The sequence below is a fragment of the Mucilaginibacter glaciei genome, assembly GCF_014773245.1.
Lineage (GTDB): Bacteria > Bacteroidota > Bacteroidia > Sphingobacteriales > Sphingobacteriaceae > Mucilaginibacter > Mucilaginibacter glaciei.
On record NZ_JACWMX010000001.1, the window covers coordinates 404,257 to 423,491 of the forward strand.

General features: G+C 43.6%; 13 protein-coding genes. 7 read left to right on the top strand and 6 right to left on the bottom strand.

The features are described 5' to 3' along the window. Nucleotides 1-46 precede the first annotated feature (46 nt). Nucleotides 47-1,825, top strand: coding sequence for a chloride channel protein (locus IDJ76_RS01910; RefSeq protein WP_191160164.1), 1,779 nt, complete (start codon nucleotides 47-49; stop codon nucleotides 1,823-1,825). A 60-nt stretch (nucleotides 1,826-1,885) separates the two neighbouring features. Here the strand turns inward: IDJ76_RS01910 and IDJ76_RS01915 are convergent, their stop codons facing one another. Then, nucleotides 1,886-4,060 carry a glutamine synthetase III family protein gene (locus IDJ76_RS01915; protein WP_191160166.1) on the bottom strand — a complete coding sequence of 725 codons (2,175 nt, stop codon included), beginning with the start codon at nucleotides 4,058-4,060 and terminating at the stop codon, nucleotides 1,886-1,888. A 514-nt stretch (nucleotides 4,061-4,574) separates the two neighbouring features. Between IDJ76_RS01915 and IDJ76_RS01920 the strand changes: the two genes are divergently transcribed. The 6 genes from IDJ76_RS01920 to gloA2 all read left to right on the top strand — a co-directional run bounded on the left by IDJ76_RS01920 (nucleotide 4,575) and on the right by gloA2 (nucleotide 12,035). After that, on the top strand, nucleotides 4,575-6,146 hold the full coding sequence (locus IDJ76_RS01920) for an ammonium transporter (protein WP_191160168.1): 1,572 nt from the start codon (nucleotides 4,575-4,577) through the stop codon (nucleotides 6,144-6,146). A 237-nt stretch (nucleotides 6,147-6,383) separates the two neighbouring features. After that, a complete protein-coding gene (locus tag IDJ76_RS01925) occupies nucleotides 6,384-7,430 on the top strand; it encodes a porin (protein ID WP_191160170.1) in 1,047 nt (348 codons plus the stop codon). 69 nt (nucleotides 7,431-7,499) lie between these two features. After that, complete coding sequence (locus tag IDJ76_RS01930; RefSeq protein ID WP_191160172.1) at nucleotides 7,500-8,078, top strand: DUF4468 domain-containing protein; 579 nt, start codon at nucleotides 7,500-7,502, stop codon at nucleotides 8,076-8,078. 164 nt (nucleotides 8,079-8,242) lie between these two features. Beyond that, nucleotides 8,243-9,061, top strand: a complete 819-nt coding sequence (locus tag IDJ76_RS01935; RefSeq protein ID WP_191160174.1) for an energy transducer TonB — start codon at nucleotides 8,243-8,245, stop codon at nucleotides 9,059-9,061. 359 nt (nucleotides 9,062-9,420) lie between these two features. Further along, on the top strand, nucleotides 9,421-11,646 hold the full coding sequence (gene purL / locus IDJ76_RS01940) for a phosphoribosylformylglycinamidine synthase subunit PurL (protein WP_191160176.1): 2,226 nt from the start codon (nucleotides 9,421-9,423) through the stop codon (nucleotides 11,644-11,646). Continuing rightward, nucleotides 11,646-12,035 carry an SMU1112c/YaeR family gloxylase I-like metalloprotein gene (gloA2, locus tag IDJ76_RS01945; protein WP_224746153.1) on the top strand — a complete coding sequence of 130 codons (390 nt, stop codon included), beginning with the start codon at nucleotides 11,646-11,648 and terminating at the stop codon, nucleotides 12,033-12,035. Before purL ends, gloA2 begins: the two co-directional genes overlap by 1 nt. A 71-nt stretch (nucleotides 12,036-12,106) precedes the next feature. On the opposite strand, the gene IDJ76_RS01950 is transcribed toward gloA2, so the two are convergent. From IDJ76_RS01950 to IDJ76_RS21105, 5 genes are all read right to left on the bottom strand, one after another. Further along, the gene (locus tag IDJ76_RS01950) at nucleotides 12,107-14,731 is read right to left on the bottom strand and encodes a non-ribosomal peptide synthetase (protein ID WP_191160178.1); all 2,625 of its coding nucleotides are present in this window, start codon (nucleotides 14,729-14,731) and stop codon (nucleotides 12,107-12,109) included. A 96-nt stretch (nucleotides 14,732-14,827) separates the two neighbouring features. Further along, a complete protein-coding gene (locus tag IDJ76_RS01955) occupies nucleotides 14,828-16,015 on the bottom strand; it encodes a glycosyltransferase (RefSeq protein WP_191160180.1) in 1,188 nt (395 codons plus the stop codon). A gap of 35 nt (nucleotides 16,016-16,050) precedes the next feature. After that, the gene (locus IDJ76_RS21100; RefSeq protein WP_191160182.1) at nucleotides 16,051-17,268 is read right to left on the bottom strand and encodes a glycosyltransferase family protein; all 1,218 of its coding nucleotides are present in this window, start codon (nucleotides 17,266-17,268) and stop codon (nucleotides 16,051-16,053) included. Beyond that, nucleotides 17,265-18,605, bottom strand: a complete 1,341-nt coding sequence (locus IDJ76_RS01965) for a lipopolysaccharide biosynthesis protein (protein WP_191160184.1) — start codon at nucleotides 18,603-18,605, stop codon at nucleotides 17,265-17,267. Before IDJ76_RS01965 ends, IDJ76_RS21100 begins: the two co-directional genes overlap by 4 nt. A 14-nt stretch (nucleotides 18,606-18,619) precedes the next feature. Continuing rightward, a complete protein-coding gene (locus tag IDJ76_RS21105) occupies nucleotides 18,620-19,234 on the bottom strand; it encodes an acyltransferase (RefSeq protein ID WP_191160186.1) in 615 nt (204 codons plus the stop codon). Nucleotide 19,235 lies beyond the last annotated feature (1 nt).

The following is a 19,235-nucleotide window of genomic DNA, read 5'->3' on the forward strand; positions in this document are numbered from 1 at the left end:
TTTTGGCCGCCAAAAATTGTTACTTTGCCACATCTGCACGCTACTTATGTTAAAATCTTTTAATTACAAAATAACCCGCTGGCGCTTAAAACGTAATAGCCAACGCAACTTTTTGATCTATTGCAGTGTGTTTGTGGGCTTTTTTGGCGGGTTAGCTGCGGTAGCTTTAAAATTCCTGGTGCATTTTATGGAAGAGGTTAGCCGCAATATATCTTCACACCTGCCCTTTCATATCATCTACGTTTTTTTACCGGCGTTAGGGATCCTGTTAACAGTTAGCTGGCAGCACCTCATCAACCGCGACCGGATGCAAAAAGGGATTGGTAATATTTTGGTCGCGATTAAAAAAAACCGGTCTAATATCCGCAGCAATAATATATACTCGCATTTGGTTACCAGTTCATTAACCGTGGGCTTCGGTGGCTCGTCGGGACTGGAGGCTCCAATTGTATCTACCGGCGCGGCGATAGGATCGGGTGTTGGGCGAATTTTCAACTTGAGCCCTTACGAAAAAACGGTTTTAGTGGCGGCGGGCGCATCGGCAGGTATTGCGGCGGTGTTTAACAGCCCAATTGCCGGGGTGCTGTTTTCTTTAGAGATATTAATTGGGGAGATAACTATTCCTACATTTATTCCGTTGCTTATTGCATCGGCTACGGGCGTGGTAGTATCTAAAATATTGTATTCGGGCCAGTTGTTTCACTTGGTTACCGAGGGTTGGGTAATCAGCGCGTTGCCTTTTTACCTGATACTGGGCGTATTGAGTGGCTACACAGCCATATATATCGCAATGGTTGCAGGCAAATTGGAGAAGGGCATCCTTTTAAAACAAAACCGATACGTCCGGGCATTAGCAGGTGGGCTACTGCTCGGGCTGATCATCATGATATTCCCTGCCTTATTTGGAGAGGGTTATCACTATCTGCAGGAGATCCTCAACGGCAATCTGGAAGCACTAAAAGATGAATCACTTTTTCGCAACTGGCTGGCTAACCCTTGGGTAATGCTGATTTTTATTGCAGCGTTGGTATTAATGAAAATTGTTGCGGCAGGTATTACGATTGGCGCGGGCGGCAACGGCGGTACGTTTGCGCCAACTATGTTCACGGGGGCTTTTCTGGGGCTGTTTGTGGCGTTTGCGGTTAACCAAACCGGACTGATCCATCTGAGCATGAGTAATTTTATAGCAGTAGGAATGGCCGGCGCGTTAAGCGGTGTATTGCACGCCCCTTTGACGGCTATATTCCTGATTGCCGAAATTACCGGTGGTTATGTGCTTTTTATACCGCTGATGCTGGTATCAGCTATATCTTATATGATATCCCGGCTGTATAACGAGCATAATATGTACTGGCACGACCTGATCCACGATAAAAATATTAACCCGGGCCATGATTACAGCATGTTAAGTGCCATCAGCCTGGATAGTATCATCAACAGGCAATTTACAGCTGTGCCAAAACACATGCCGATAGCTGATTTTTACAAGATATTGGCAGGGAGCAGTGCAAATGTTTTTGCGGTGGTAAACGCAAACGGCGATTTAGGGGGCATTGTGCTGATGGATGAGATCCGTAAACATATGTTTAACGATGTGGACGATATCAACACCGTTGCCGATATCATGGTTGCGCCGCCGGCTGTGATAGATTACGAACAACCCGTTAGTACCATTATGGAAATGTTCGACAAGCTTGATGTATGGCAACTGCCCGTTGTTAAAGGCGAACGCTTTATGGGCTTTGTATCAAAATCGGCATTGCTTGCCAAATACCGCGAGGTGCTGATCAAACAACACAGTGAGGCCGACCTGTTTGCCCGGTAATGAAAATATTCTTCAATACTTAAAGAGCCCTTACCTGATCAATAGATAAGGACTCTTTTGCTATTTTATAAATAACAGTTCTCTGAATTTAGGCAGCGGCCACAGGCTGTCATCAACCAATTGCTCCAGTTTATCTACGTGGTAGCGTATCGGTTGAAAAAAGCTTTTCACCGTTTCATCATAAGCAATGGCGCGGTCGCGCAGGTCATCTATCTTGTTGGCCTTTTTGCGCTCGTTGATCATTTGCTCCACATTGGTTTTAATAAAGTTAATGTGGGTTGCTAACTGGTTGATGATATCTAACTGCGCTTCGTATGTATCAGCAGCCAAACCTATATCCTTAAGGCCCTTAACATTTTCTACCAGTTTAGATTGGTAGGCAATTGCCGCCGGGATAATAATGTTCATCACCAGTTCGCCCATTACGCGGGCTTCTATTTGTAGTTTTTTGTAGTAGCTGTCCAGCAATATCTCGTGGCGGGCATGCACTTCGCGTTTGGTAAACACGCCGGTATCTGCAAAAAGCTCTTCAGATTTCTCTGTCAGGAAGGCATCGAGTGCCTTTGGCGTGGTTTTGATATTCGCTAAACCGCGGGCAGCTGCTTCTTTTTCCCAGTCGTCGCTATAGCCATTGCCTTCAAAGCGGATATTCCTCGACTCTTTGATGTAGCGTTTAATAACTGTCATCAGGGCTACGTCCTTCTTCTCACCTTTTTTGATCAGCTTATCTACATCTACTTTAAATTTCTTCAGCTGATCGGCCATGATCAGGTTTAAAACGGTCATGGGGCTGGCCGAATTGGCGGATGACCCCACCGCGCGCAATTCAAACTTATTGCCGGTAAAGGCAAACGGCGATGTGCGGTTACGGTCGGTATTATCTTTTAAGATCTGCGGTATTTTGGGGATGCCCTGCCATAACGAGTTTTCTTCTTTGATTTTCTTGCTCAGACGCGAAGTATCAATCTCATCCAAAACCTCATTAAGCTGGCTGCCCAAAAAGATAGATATAATTGCAGGCGGGGCCTCGTTAGCGCCCAGGCGGTGATCGTTATTTACCGATGCGATAGATGCCCTTAGCAGATCGGCGTGTTCATGAACGGCTTTGATGGTGTTCACAAAAAACGTCAGGAACATCAGGTTATTCTTTGGCGTTTTGCCCGGCGATAGCAGGTTTTTGCCCGCGTTGGTAATTAACGACCAGTTGTTATGCTTGCCTGAACCGTTTACACCTGCATAAGGTTTTTCATGTAACAGTACCTTAAAGTTATGACGGCGTGCAACCCGGTCCATAATATCCATCAGCAACTGGTTATGATCAATGGCCAGGTTGATCTCTTCATAAATAGGTGCGCATTCAAATTGCGATGGGGCCACTTCGTTATGACGTGTTTTTAAAGGGATGCCTAATTGCAGGGCTTCTGTTTCCATATCCTGCATAAAGGCGTACACCCGGCTCGGTATCGATCCAAAATAGTGGTCTTCCAGTTGCTGGTTCTTGGCCGACATGTGCCCAAACAGCGTACGCCCGGTAAGGGAAAGATCGGGCCGGGCATTAAATAAGGCAATATCGACCAGGAAATATTCCTGCTCGATACCTAACGAAGCATTTACCTTTTCGATGCTTTTATCAAAGTAATGGCAAACATCAACGGCAGCCTTATCTAAGGCACTTAAGGTTTTTAAGAGTGGTACTTTATAATCCAGTGCTTCGCCGGTGTATGATACAAATACGGTAGGTATACATAGGGTGCGGCCAATAATAAAGGCCGGGGAAGAGGGGTCCCAGGCGGTATAGCCACGGGCCTCAAAGGTGTTACGGATGCCCCCGCTCGGGAAGCTCGAAGCGTCCGGCTCCTGCTGCGCCAGTGCGTCGCCGCTAAAGCGTTCGATAGCCCCACCATCTGCAGTTGGTTCAAAAAATGCATCGTGTTTCTCAGCTGTAGTGCCCGTTAAGGGTTGAAACCAGTGGGTGTAGTGTGTAGCACCTTTGCCCATAGCCCATGAACGCATGGCCGAAGCAACCTGCTCGGCCATTTCGCGCGGGATAGGTACGCCATTATCAATGGAATTTACAATGCCGTTATAAGCCTCCGTCGATAGATATTCTTTCATTTTCTGCTTATCGAAAACATTGGCGCCGAAATAGTCTGAAATTTTATGCGACGGGGTTTTAACCTCAGGTATCTGGCGGTCTAATACTGCCCGGAGGGCCTGGAATCTGATGTTTGGCATCTTAATTAATAATTGGTGCTCAAAAATAAGATTATAACGTAAAAACAGCAGGATATATCATACAATTAATTGCAGGCCATTTCTCCAGATTCTTACCGGGGATAATCGCTTTTTTTATGACTTTTTTTAATAAATGTTAGATGTTGTAACTATTAAATAGGACTGAAGTATTCTTAGTATACAAAATAGGTAGATGTTATTGTGATATTGATATTTTAATAAACATTTAATGCTTAGTTATTGATAATTTAACAAAAAGTGTTTTTTGTTATCATATTTATACTTACTATTTTGTTTAAATGATATTAAATATATAATTTCATAAAAATATAACTATAAAAGGTTGTGAATTTTAGAAATAACTAACCTAAAAGGCATAAAAATTAAGGATTTTGATATTTTTTGTTCTTTTTTTTGAAAAATTGTTGAATATGAGCCCTCATGTTTACGTTTTTACGCTCAATTATTAAAAAGCTAATTAAACAAACGTCATTAACTAAACAAATTTTAACTCATGGAATTAAATTTTACGAAAAGCAGGCTCTTCGACGGGTTTCGAAGTATTAGCCGGGAAAAATGGACACTTGGTGCTACTATCTTCTTCGGAAAGATGGTCGGGCTGTTTTTGGTGATCGCTGCTATGATCACCGTCCCCGGTTTTTTCGGTACCCAGGCGCATGCCGCAGAAACTTATACCGCGCATGAAACCTCTCTGATCAATACGGTAAATACCGTTTGGACATTGGTAGCCGCTTTCCTGGTCTTTGGGATGCAGGCAGGGTTTGTAATGCTCGAAGCCGGTTTTGCTCGTAAAAAAGAAACCGTGAATATTTTAATGGAGTGTATTTTTGATACCTGCCTTTGCGGTATCTTATTCTGGGCTATTGGTTACGCATTTATGTTTGGCCATGGTAACGGGTTTATTGGCTGGGGTGGTGTTGATGGTAAGAACTGGTTCTTCCTGCAAAATACCCCGCTTACTTATGAGGCTTACGGTATCCCTATCTTAGCCCACTGGATCTTTCAATACGCATTTGCCGATACCTGTTCAACTATCGTATCAGGCGCGATGATTGGCCGTACAAGTTTCCGTGGCGATATCCTTTACAGCATTGGTATTACAGGTTTCATTTACCCTATTATTGGTCATTGGGCCTGGGGGCCTGACGGTTTCCTGGTAGGATTAGGTTTCCGTGATTTTGCAGGGTCGACAGTGGTACACACCATTGGCGGTATGGCATCATTAGCGGGTGCAATTGTATTAGGCCCACGCTTAGGCAGGATCTTTAAACGCGACGACAAAGTTAAGGGCGGCATGCCCGCTCCTCATAACCTTACCATTGCTGCCATAGGCGGCTTTATACTTTGGTTTGGCTGGTACGGTTTTAACCCGGGTAGTACACTATCTGCTATGGACGGGCAAGGAATTGGCCGCGTGGCTGCCAACACCACTTTGGCTGCCTGTGCAGGTGGTATCGTAGCGATGTACCTGGGCTTATGGTTTGGAGCCACTAAGGGTAAATTCGATGTAGGCTTTACCGTAAATGGTTTCCTTGCCGGTTTGGTTGCTATTACCTGCCCTTGTTATTGGGTAAGCCCATTAGGGGCTATCATGTTAGGTGCCATATCGGGTATAATTGTTTACCTGGGTACCTACGCGTTAGAATACTTAAGAATTGACGATCCGGTTGGTGCAGTACCTGTACACGGTTTGAACGGTATCTGGGGGACGCTTTCATTAGGTTTCTTCGCATCTGGTCAGTTTGGTGCAACAGGCCCAACCGGTGCCGATAATTCTGCCCCGGTTACCGGTTTGTTTTACGGTGGTGGCTTTGAAGTATTAAAAGCACAGGCCATTGGTAGTTTTGCTATCACAGGTGCAACCTTTGCAGTAGCATTTATAATGATGTATGCCCTGCGCAAATTGCCATACCCTTGGAACCTGCGAGTTGAAGAACATGGCGAATTGGGTAAGGGTGGTATCGATGTGTTTGAGCACGGCAGCGAAGCTTACCCCCCTCAAGACGATGATGAAGTGAGCCTGAGCGGTTTGTTTGAACAAAAAGTTCAAACGCCAACAGCATAATATAAAATATAACCGTGCGGCAGGCCTGTCGCACGGTTATTTATTAAACAGGGCCAAGTTCTTTTAAACTCCTTGTACCACTGGTTGTGTGAGCCCCCTTCCAAAAGATTAAAGGCCATTAGTACAAGTTTCTCATTTACATTTTTTAGATATGTTTTTTGTCTCAAGAAATTGGGAGAGCCATTCCTATGCCACAACTATAATAAATATAAATTCTAAACCCTTAAACAATTCAAAATGAAAAAGAAACTTTTACTTTTAATGTCCCTGGCCACCTTTGCTTTCGCTGCGCAGGCGCAAGATACCACCAAGGCCGATCCGCCTTTAACGATCTCTGGTTCTGTTGATACTTATTATAAATACGATTTCTCTAAACACAGTAATATCCCTACCAGCTTTGCCTCAGATCAAAATTCTATATCTATCGGTATGATAGATTTGGCATTGAAGAAAAAGGTAGGTAAGGCCGCTTTTGTTGGCGAAATGTCGTTTGGCCCGCGTGGCCAGTCGCAGTCTATCCCGCCAAGTACAACAGATGGCAGCTACCACGTACAAAACTTGTATGTATCGTACGATGTGACTGATAAGTTTAACTTAACAGGTGGTTATATGGCTACCTTTATGGGTTATGAAGTAATTTCACCGGTGGGTAACTTTAACTACTCTACATCGTACCTGTTCACCAACGGTCCGTTCCAAAATGCAGGTTTTAAAGCAACTTATTTGTTTAGCGACAAAGCCAGCTTAATGGCCGGTATTTTTAACGATGCCTGGAATGTTTACACATCTGTAAGCAAAGTTAATACTTTTGGCGCGCAATTAATGCTTGCCCCTGCAAAGGGCTGGACAGCTTACATCAACTTATTAACCGGTACACTATCAGGCACCGAGATTGACTTGACCACTTCATACCAAATTACCGATGCCTTTAAACTGGGCTTAAACGCAGCTGATTTTTCTGCAGCAAGCGCAGTTGGTACCGGTGGCTTTAGCGGTATAGCTTTATACCCGCAAATTGCCGTAGCTAAAGATGTTACTTTAGGTTTAAGGGGCGAGTATTTTAAAACCAAAACCGGAAGCGTAACCACATTTGGCCCGGCTCCGGGCAGTTCGGTAACAGCGTTTACCTTAACAGCTAATATCAAGAGCGGCCCGCTTACCCTGATCCCGGAGGTCAGGTTGGATAACAACAAAAACATCACCGACGGCTTTACCAAGAGCGGTGGCGTAACGCCAACTAAAAGCGCATCACAATTTGTGTTAGCTGCGGTGTACGCGTTCTAATATTTTTACGGATCTTATTTAATTTATGAAGCCATCCATATTAATTTATGGATGGCTTATCTTTATCAAATGAAAAAACTACTAATAGCCCTGATTTGCGTATCGGCGTCGCACGTGGCATTTGCTCAAAAAGAGTTACTGCAGTTGGATGAGACAAATAAGTACGTTTATTATCAGGTGGTTGATAAGCCCGGTGTGGTGGCCGATACGTTATATAATCGGTCCTTAACGTTTGCTAAAACAGCGGTGCCTAAAACTAAGCCCCAAAATGTGGTGGCCAATGCGGTTGTTACCAAAGGGAAGTTTTTAGTTTATAGTGGATCATCAGTAGTAAGAAAGGAAGGGGGAGAAGTCTCTTATACGTTATTTATCGAATCGAAAGATCAGAAGTATCGCTACAAAGTAAGCGATTTGATTTTCACCCCCTACGCCCGCGACCGTTTTGGTAACATGGTTGCCATACCCGGTGTAGAAGTACCTTTAGAAAAGCTTACTATAAAATATTCCCAAAAGGAGGCCGACAATTACCTGGCCCAAACAGGTGCCTTTTGCAAGCAAACCGGCGAAACTTTAAAGCGGTATATGGACAAGCTATCCAATATCCGCAAGGTGGAGCCTGTAAAAAAGGTAGCCACCGATAAATGGTAGTTACCTGTCACTAAAACATTTTTCATACATTTTGTAATAAAGCTTATTTGCCAATATAAATTTTGTATTTATAGTAGCGAACAAACTAATTATTGATAAAAAAGAAATAAATACAACATTATATTCTGTTTAAGCGTTAAATTATAAAATTAAATTCTTTCAACATGCTTAATACAAAACTAAATTTGTACAATGCCGAGTGGCTCGACGTTGTATTCGCAAACAAAAACAAAAGTTACGGTGCCTATGACCTGCGCAGTCATTACGCCGGCAACATGGTAAGGGCGATGCTGATCACTTTCACCGTTATCGCGGCCGGGGGTGTTTATTTGAAACTCCATGCTAAAGAAATTGAGCCGGTTACACAAGATCGTTCAATAATCGTTGTTATCACTCCTCCGCCGCCGGTAGTAAAAGTGGAGAAAAAAGTAGAGCCGTTGGTAAAACAGCCACCCGCAAAGGCATTACCTGCAGCGCCTACCACCAAATTTTTACAATATAAGGTTACAAGTGAACCGGTTACCGAAGAACCACCGAAGATATCCGAATTGACAGGAAATGTCGGCTCGGAAACCAAAAAAGGTGATCCGGATGGCCAGATTGCGCTTCCAATTGACTTGCCTGTTGGCCCGCCATCAACTCCGGCACCAGCCGACAATGAAGTCAAAACCACCATTGGCCTTGAAGTACAGCCCGAACCCTATGGCGGCATGGGCGCTTTTTCTAAATTCCTGGGTAAAAATTTGCGTTTCCCTTCTGCTGCATCAGATGCCGGTATTTCGGGCAGGGTGGTGGTTAGCTTCGTGATCGAAAAAGATGGCAGCCTGTCAAATATCGTGGTTGAAAAAGGCATGGGTTACGGGATGGATCAGGAAGCGCTTAGGGTATTAAAACTGGCAAAAGCCTGGAAACCCGGCAGGCAAAATGGCCAGCCGGTAAGGGTGAGGTATATGATCCCGATCGCTTTTCAAATGCCTGAGTGATTAACAATTAGCTTTGACAACTTTTAGAGGTTGTCAAAGCTTTTTTAAAAATCGATATAAATTTTTAATAGTTATATTTTGCCCCGTTTGAAAGTAATGGTGGCACTACCGTGTCAGTAGGGTAAAATTCAAGTAGCTGATTATCAACTGTTCATGTATGTTCACGGTGTTCATATGTGTTCACGTGAACATTTTTAGCGTTTTCGGCCTTTAAATTCCGTCTTATGGGGCTTTAAATCTATAGAATGACGCAATCATTTTCTTATCACTGGATTGGGCTATTTAATATACCTTAAACCTTTAGGCTTTCGGCTCTTTTTCTTAATTTCGCGGCATCCATTCAACTAAATCAGCATACATTGGAGAACCAGGAATTAACAACCGTTGAAACCGCCCGCGATCTGGGACTTTTACCCGAAGAATACGACAGAATAAACGAGATAATGGGCCGCGTGCCTAACTTTACCGAGTTATCTATCTTCGCGGTAATGTGGAGCGAACACTGCTCGTATAAAAACTCGATCACCTGGTTAAAAACCTTACCTAAAGACGGCCCGCGCATGCTGGCCAAGGCAGGTGAAGAAAACGCCGGATTAGTTGACCTTGGCGACGGTATTGGCTGCGCCTTTAAAATAGAATCACATAACCACCCATCAGCATTAGAGCCTTACCAGGGTGCTGCAACAGGGGTGGGCGGTATCAACCGCGATATATTTACGATGGGTGCAAGGCCTATCGCTCAAATGAATTCATTACGTTTCGGCGATCTGAGTCTTGATAAAACTAAATGGCTGGTTAAAGGCGTGGTAAAAGGCATCAGCCATTATGGTAACGCCTTCGGCATCCCTACAGTTGGCGGCGAATTGTTCTTTGACGAATGCTACAATATCAACCCGCTGGTAAACGCGTTTTCGGCAGGTATTGTTAAAGCCGGCGAAACTGTTTCTGCTACATCATACGGTGTAGGTAATCCGGTTTATATAGTGGGTTCGGCTACCGGTAAAGACGGGATCCATGGTGCTGCTTTTGCATCTAAAGATATCACCGAAGATTCTGTAAACGATCTGCCAGCTGTACAGGTTGGTGATCCTTTCCAGGAAAAATTATTGTTAGAAGCTACTTTAGAAGTGATCAAGACCGGTGCCGTTATTGGCATGCAGGATATGGGTGCTGCAGGTATCATCTGCTCTAACTCAGAAATGAGCGCTAAAGGCGAACATGGCATGATCATCCACCTGGATCGTGTGCCGATGCGCCAGGAAAATATGAAGCCTTACGAGATCTTACTTTCTGAATCGCAGGAGCGCATGTTGATCGTAGTGGAGAAAGGTAAAGAAGCTTTGGTTGAAGCCGTATTTGATAAATGGGACTTGAATTGTGCCATTATTGGTGAGGTAACCGATACACAACGCCTGGAATACTTTATGAATGGCGAAAAGGTAGCTGATGTACCTGCTGATGATTTAGTATTGGGTGGCGGTGCGCCGGTTTACGAACGCGAATACCGCGAGCCTGCTTACTTTGCCGAGAACCAAAAATTTAAGATAGAAGATGTTGCCGAGCCCGAAAATTTAATTGACGTAGCCGAGCATTTGATAGCACATCCAAACATTGCATCCAAACGTTGGGTAACCGACCAGTACGATAGCATGGTAGGGGTGGCGACCATGACCACTAATCGCCCAAGCGATGCAGCCGTTGTGGCCGTGCGCGATACCAATAAAGCGATTGTTATTACCTGCGATTGTAACTCGCGCTATGTATACGCCGACCCGCAAAAAGGTACAGCCATTGCCGTAGCAGAAGCTGCACGTAATATTACCTGCGCAGGTGGCGAACCGGTTGCAATAACTAATTGCCTAAATTTTGGTAATCCTTACAAACCTGAAGTTTATTGGCAGTTTGTGGGTGCCATAAAAGGTATGAGCGAAGCCTGTACTAAATTTGAAACCCCGGTAACCGGTGGTAACGTAAGTTTTTATAATCAGTCGTCAGATGAGGGCCCGGTTTTCCCAACGCCGACCATTGGTATGCTGGGCGTAATGGATGATGTGAGTAACATCATGACATCAGACTTTAAACAGCCCGGCGATTTGATTTACCTGATCGGCGAATCGCAAAACGATATTGCTTCATCGCAATACCTGGCGTCGTACCACAAAATAGTAAAAGCACCTGCGCCATACTTTGATATCGATAAAGAGTATGATATGCACCAGGTTGTAAAAGAGTTGATCAAGCATAAAGTGGTGCAATCGGCACACGATGTAGCTGATGGCGGTTTGTATATCGCACTAACGGAATCGGCTATGCCCAACGGTTTGGGCTTCGATATAGAGACCGATATCGCTATCCGTAAGGACGCATTTTTGTTTGGTGAATCACAAGGCAGGGTAGTTGTTTCTGTTGCGCCTGACGACCAGGAACGCTTTATAGAGATGATGGCCACCAGCGAAGTTGAATTTAGCTTGTTGGGTACGGTTAATGGTATTGGTGATACTACTATCGACGAGGAATTGTTCGGTAATATCACCGATATTAAAATGGTGAACGATAACGTTTTGCATGTAATTTTAGGCGAATAATGCTGAAGCTTAAAAAGATCCACCACATTGCCATTATCTGTTCTGACTATGAACTTTCAAAATGGTTTTATGTAGATGTGCTGGGTTTTACGGTTGCGCGCGAAGTATTCCGCGAAGCGCGCAATTCTTATAAACTCGATCTGGAAGTGGGGGGGCAGTATCAGATAGAACTTTTCTCTTTTCCAGATCCGGCGTTGCGGCCATCCCGCCCGGAAGCTGCCGGTTTAAGGCATTTGGCTTTTGAGGTTGATGATATTGATGAGGCAGTTTTTCACCTGAACGAGTTGAATGTTTCCACCGAGTCAATCCGCGTAGATGAGTTTACGGGTAAACGTTTTACGTTTTTTCAAGATCCGGACGGTTTACCATTAGAGCTTTATGAAGTTTGACCTGCAATTTTAACATAAAAAGAGAAGGGCTTAAATGATACCATTTAAGCCCTTCTCTTTTTATAGCATATTTAAACAGCTTTGTTTAAACACTCCTGTAGCACTTTAGCAAATTGTTTATCGTTCGGCGGTGCAAAGATGGTGTTGTGTTCGCCGGGTATCTCGTGTACATGTACGCCTTTTAACGCATATGGCGCCCAGCCCAATAGCTTGGTATCTTCCATGTAAAAGGTTTTCTTTTTGGCCCTAAAAAGTTCTACCGCTATGTTTACCGGCGTAAGCAGATAATTGCGCTGTGCCTTGCCGCTACGTTCGTCTATCTCATTGTTATAATCAGAGAAAACTGTTTTCTTCTTTTTATCAGGGAAGATCTTTTTAAACGTTTTAGTGACCTTTCTGCCCAACTCACGGCTTTTGTACTCAATGGTGCGTTTAGGGTCTTCCATAAAGAGCACGGGGGTGTAGGCAATTTGTTTAGCCAGCAACCAGATACCCTTTAGTGATTTTTTTAAAGGCGAATCGAACTTGGTTGTTTGTTCGGCATAAGTATCAAACATAGCCAGCAATTTAACATCTTTACCAGCAGCCAGCATTTGTTTAGCCATTTCATAAGCGATCATGCCACCTAACGAGTAACCGGCAATGGCATAGGGCCCAATCGGGTCATGCGCTACTATCTCTTCAATATAGTTCGCGGCTATTTCTTCCATTACATCCAACGGCTCATCAACGCCATTCAGTCCGCGTGCCTGCAAGCCGTAAACGGGTTGCTCATCATCCATATTCATGGCTAATGCATTAAATAGTAACACATTTAAACCGGCCCCATGTACAATGTATAAAGGCATTTTAGTGCCCTGAGGTTTAATGGGCACTAATGATTTCCAGCTGATAGATGCCTCGTCAACTTCCAGCCTTGCAGCCAATTGCTCCACTGTCGAATATTCAAACAAAGTAGCCAATGGTAAACGCTTGCCGGTTTCTTGTTCTATTTTAGCCATTATTTTAACGGCTACTAACGAGCGGCCACCCAGTTGGAAAAAATTATCCATTATACTGATCTTTTCCAGGCCCATCATTTCTTCCCAGATACGCGCTACCATTTTCTCATTATCGCTGCGTGGCGCAACGTATTCACCGGTACGGTTAATGTGGCTGTAATCCGGCTTTGGCAAAGCCTTACGATCAATTTTTCCGTTAGGTGTTGATGGGATACTTTCTAATAAAACCCAATCATCGGGCACCATATACTCGGGCAATACAGCTAACAAAGCCTGTTCCCAATTAGTGATCTGTGTACTTTCAGGCACGCCAACCTGGCCTGTTGGTAGGGTAAGGTAGGCCACCAGGCGGGGCATTCCGGGTGTATCCTCACGGGCAACCACTACTGCATCCTTTATATCGGGTTGCTTACCCAGGTTAAATTCAATTTCACCTAATTCAATTCTGTAACCACGCACCTTCACCTGGTGGTCTATGCGGCCAAGATAAACGATATCGCCATCTGGCTTATATTTACCCAAATCGCCGGTACGGTAAATTTTATCACCGGGGATATCAGAAAAAGGGTTGTCGATAAACTTCTCGACGGTCAATTCCTCCCGGTTCCAATATCCCCATGAAACGCCCGCGCCACCAATCAATATCTCACCAATTTCGCCATCGGTATGGTTTTGCATTTGCTCATCAACTATGTAGATCTGCGTATTATCAATGGGCCAGCCTATTGTAATATCATTCGCATCGGTAATTTGTTTGATGATAGAGTATATGGTAGTCTCGGTTGGGCCGTAAAGGTTCCAAACCTCTTTACTTATCGGCAACAATTTTTCAGCCAGGTCTTTCGGAAACGCTTCGCCGCCTGTAAAAACTTTAAGAGGCAGGTATTCATTCCAGCCCACTTCAAGCATCATTCGCCAGGTATATGGCGTAGCTTGCATTATAGTAATATTTTCGCTCCGTACGATATCTAAAAGTGCCCGCCCATCTTTGGCAGTTAAAGAATCGGCCAGTACAATCTGTGCACCTGTAACTAACGGCAGGTAAAGGTCTAACCCGGCTATATCAAACGATATGGTAGCAACCGCCAGGATCTTATCAGCAGGAGTCATACCCGGCTTTTTCTGCATACTTAACTCTAAATTCACTAATGCGCCGTGCGGTATCTGTACCCCTTTGGGCTTCCCCGTAGATCCTGACGTATACAGGATGTAGGCGAGATCTTTACCGGTAACTTCAACTTCAGGTTCTTCGGCGGGATAATTTTCCGATTTCGCCAAAGCCTCTTCTATCAAAACCTCGACAGTGTTGCCGGCGTAATGTCCTTTATATTTTTGAGAAGTAAGCAAAACCTTCGCGCCCGAATCCTCCAGCATAAATTCTATACGGTCTTTAGGATATTCCGGATCAAGCGGAACATAGGCTGCCCCAGTTTTCATGATAGCCACTAAACACATGATCATCTCGGGCGTGCGGTCAAGCGCAAGGCCAACCACATCGCCTTTTTTTATACCTTGTTCTATGAGTACCCGGGCTATCCGGTTAGTTGTCTTATTAAATTCGGTATAAGTAACCGAACGCTCATGAAATTTTACAGCTATACTATAGGGGTAATTTTGTGCAGATTTCACAATAAGCGAGTGCAGGGACGTCTCTTTCGGGTAATCAACGAGGGTATTGTTAAATATTGATTCCATAAAATTTTTTAAACACAGGGGGCTTTATAATACTGTTTAAATGGTTTAAGCGGGCATTTAATTCCCCGTTTTGCTCCAACCAGGCTTACTTACGTATTAATTGGTATTTGGATTATGTGGCGTGTGAATAAACTTTTTATTAGCGCCCTTAAGCTTAAATAACAAGGCAAGCATCGAGAAAAATATCAAAGGGATCTTTAAAACAGCGCCAAGAAGTTTACCATTAAAGAACTGCGCTGGTACTGCAATTAGTATACCAATATAGCACAATATGGTGGCCGTTAACCACATTTGCCACGATGGGCCAATACCGGGGGTAAGTAACGCTATCAGCAGCATAAAAGGCATCAAGCCCAGCATCAAAATGCGGGGCAGAATAGCCGTTTGATAAATCTCATTAAAATAATCAAAGTTGCCATTCTTAAAAAGCTCGGTAAACCCGGTGCTACCGTATGTTTTTAGCAAGTTGAACTGTGCAGACAGCCACCTGCGGCGTTGCTTTTTAAAAACTTCGGGGTTGCTTACTTTTTCATCATAAACTAAAGCAGCATCTGCATACGCTACGTGAATTTTCTGGCGGGTAAGCACCAGGCCCATTTCTTTATCAAAACCACCAACAGCATCTATTTGCGCCATGGTATCCTTAAATAACTTGTATTCCAGCGCCATACCCGATCCGATGATGGCTGCAGAAAGGTTAAACACGCGCTGTCCCTTACGGAAGATGTGATTATTTACTTCCTCGCTTATAGCGTCTAAGATGGCAACCGGCGTTTCGGTATTTTTTGCTACGCGGTGGCCCTGGATAACCCTGTTGCCGGCATGCAGATAGTTATTGATATGGCGCAGATAATCGGGCGCGGCAATATTGTCAATATCAAACACCACAGCCGCGTCAAAATCCTGGTGCGTTGCCGCAATAGCGGCGTGGAGTGCCTTTGATTTGGTACTGCTTTCAAATACTACCTCGACAACCTGTAATGGCATAGCCTTTAATTTATCAATGGTATCCGGCTTCATCGAATCGGCAATTACACAAAAATGAAATTTATCTTTCGGGTAATCGATAGTTAAAGCGTGCGCAGCAGAGTTTAGCACGATCTCATCCTCTTTGTAAGCACATATATAAATCACAAATTTGCTGAATGATGCGGCAACGGGTGGTGCTTTTACAATAATAAAGCGCCCAACTACCGAGAATACGAACAAGTAAAGGCTGTATATAGCCATATAAATGAACACAATGCTGAAAATTACCGAGAATATAAGTTTAATAAAATCCATATGCTGAATGCCTGCTTTAAATTAATAAATAATTTTTAATTAGCCAGTTTATGTTTTTCTGCAAGGCCGTCGGCTAAAATATCTTTAAGCTGATCTATACGATGTTCCCACGTATTATTGGCAGCAATTTTTAACCGGGCCACTTGCTTTTCGGGCGTATCTGCCAAGGCCTCGTTTATCGCTGCCGAAAACTCTTCGGCAGTGCTGCAATAGGGCACACTGTCAAAAGTGAAATTCTTCAGATCTTCGTTAAAGTTGGTAGCTACAACCGGTTTCCCGGCGCCCATATATTCAAATAACTTTAAAGGGAAAATGTTGTTGCTTACATCATCTTTTTTAAATGGGATGATACCTATATCAAAACCTTTCAATATAGCGGGCATTTGATCATATGGTATTGCGCCTGGCAACGATAGATTGGGAGCTTCAAAATCACCTTCTTTAATATAATAATCATCAACGGGGCCAACAAATACAAAGCTTTTATCCGTATTCATAGCTAAAACTTGGTTCATCATCTCATAGTCTATACGTCGTTCAATAGCCCCAAGATAACCAATAACGGGTTTTTTGATACCATTAAAAATAGCTGACTCCGGTAAATTCGGGTCAAGAGCCTTTTGGCTATGTGAAAGGTTCGCCGCATTGGGTACAAAATATGAATGCTTGTTGACTAATGCCTTTTTGTTGGTCAGTTCGCGGCTGGTACATATTACCATGTCTACATCCTTTAACAGGATATCTTCGTTATGCAGGCCGTGTTTTAACTGGTATGCTTCAATTATCGGGTCGACGCAATGGTAAACCGATAGGTCAGGGTGTAAAAGGTCCTGCAAAGTAGGGTACGAAAAGTTGTAGGAGTTTATGTATATATAATCTTTTACGCCATACTTTTTAAAAACCTTTTTAAGGCGATTGGCAACCACGCGTTCATTAAACTTTACGCCTAAACGGTATAGCGGGCCTTCCGGGAGCATGTTGATAGACGGCACAGGCGGGCATATCACTATCTTCAGATTAGGAAGATCAGATTGGATAACGCAGTTACTGGCCGAAAAGAAATGCGATTTACGGGTGTTGAACGATTTTGTACCCTTAAATTTAAAATAATCTTTCCAGGTATAGGGCCTGTCTATGTAATAGACATAATTGTCTTTTGCAAGGTTCCTGGCTATGGTGTAGTTAGTTGACTCCAGCGCGCCGTCAAACTGCATCTGCGAGAAAAAAACAATATGGCAGCCCTTTAAGCTCACGAGTTATCGGGCTTAGCTTTTTTACGCAAAAGGTGGGTAGCTACTTCTTTAAGCTGCTGATACCCCAGACTAAATATATCCCTAACTGTAAAATTAAGGTGTTTTTTTAACTGCCAGTAACCAAAAATAGCACCTGTTAGGAATGTAAACAATGATGAAATGGCCACACCGTATAAATTGTGTAGCAGCGCGATGCCTACAAAATCGCCTGTTACGTTAACGATAAGCATCAAAATAACTTTGATCATGTTTAAATGGGGCTTACCTATAATATCCAGCGTGATGCCAAAAAACCTGTCGATAGGTAGCAGCATTACGTAACAGATAAAGATCCTGAAGATGCTTACAGCATCTGTATTGTCAAACTTTTTACCAAAAAGGAGATGTATAACAATACCCCCAAATACAAAGGCTCCTATGGCGATTGGAACGAATAACACGGTTAACATCCCCGCGTACTTTTTCATGATTGTGGCTACCTCAACATCGTCTTTTTGATGCACTGCGGCCGATAGCTCGGGCATAGCTATGGCTACGAAGCTGCGGATGGGGATCTGAAATATTTCGAGCAGCCGTTGCGGGATATAGTAAACCCCAACCAACTCTACAGGGAATTTTGATTTGATAATAAAGGTGTCGGAACTGCTTAACAGGGTAGACATTAAAGTAGTACCCACACTGAATTTACCAAAATGTGCCAGATCTTTCATAGCCTGAACAGACCTGTACCGGACAGACCGGATCTTTGACCAACCCGTAAAGATACACAACAGGCTGGTGACGATGTTGTTACCTAAATAGCAGTAGATAACGGTTTCAAATGTAACGTCATGAAAAAATATCAGCCCAAGTACACAAAGTAAAAAGCCCCCCTGGTTTACCAATTGTAATATCAGGAGCTTATCGAAGCGCTGTTCGGCAGGTAAGAGCCATGATGCAATGGCCGAAGGCAGGGTACAAAAGTAGATTACCCCGAACCATTTTAATGTAGCCTCAAGATCGGCGTTGGAGCTTTTTACAAACATGTAAAGCAGAAAATCGATCAACACAAAGCTTATCGTTATCATTAGCCCTACGGCCCAGGCAGAGCCCGCAATGTTTATAGCCCGTTTCCTATCTGCCCCGGCGTAAAATTTCACCACTGAGGTTTGCATGAAGCCCGACCGAAAGGTATCGGCAAGGGTAAAAATGATAAGGAAAAAGATATAATTACCAAAATCAACCTTATGCAGGTTGTGTGCCATCAGCGATAGTACAAGCATACCAATCAGCGGCATTGCTGCGTTGCTGACAAGTGACATGGTATGTTTATTTACGATCTTTTTAAAGAATGACATATAGCAATTTCGGCTTAAACCCGTTCCCAGCTTCCACTTTCAAAATTATACTTTTTTATTACTTTGGCGGGGTTGCCAACAGCAACACAGAATTCGGGAATATCTTTTGTTACCACACTGCCCGCGCCTATTATTGCATTTTTGCCAATTATTACGCCCGCTGTAACCGAGCAATTCGCCCCGATCCAGACGTTATCGTTGATAACGATTGGTTTGGTAGTTACTTTTTGTAAACGCGGCGGGATGGTCACATCCTCAAAACCATGGTTTAAGCCCGATATTACGATGTTTTGGGCCAGCATTACATAATTTCCCATGGATACCGGGCCAATAATAACGTTGCTTAAACCAATACCAACATTATTACCTATTAATACTGCGCCAACACCATTATTTATTACAGCAAAATCTTCTACAATGGTTTTATTACCCAACCTAAAATCATTAAATGGATAAACATCCAGCCTTGAATAATATTTTATTACGACACCTTTACCGCGTTTATGAAAAAAGGGGTTTACAAACCAGCTGATCCAAAACCATGGCTGTGCCCGGCGCTTATTAACAATAAGCGAATGCACGAACTTTTTAAGTTTAGGGTTTGACTTTATGCGCGATGCCAGTGACATG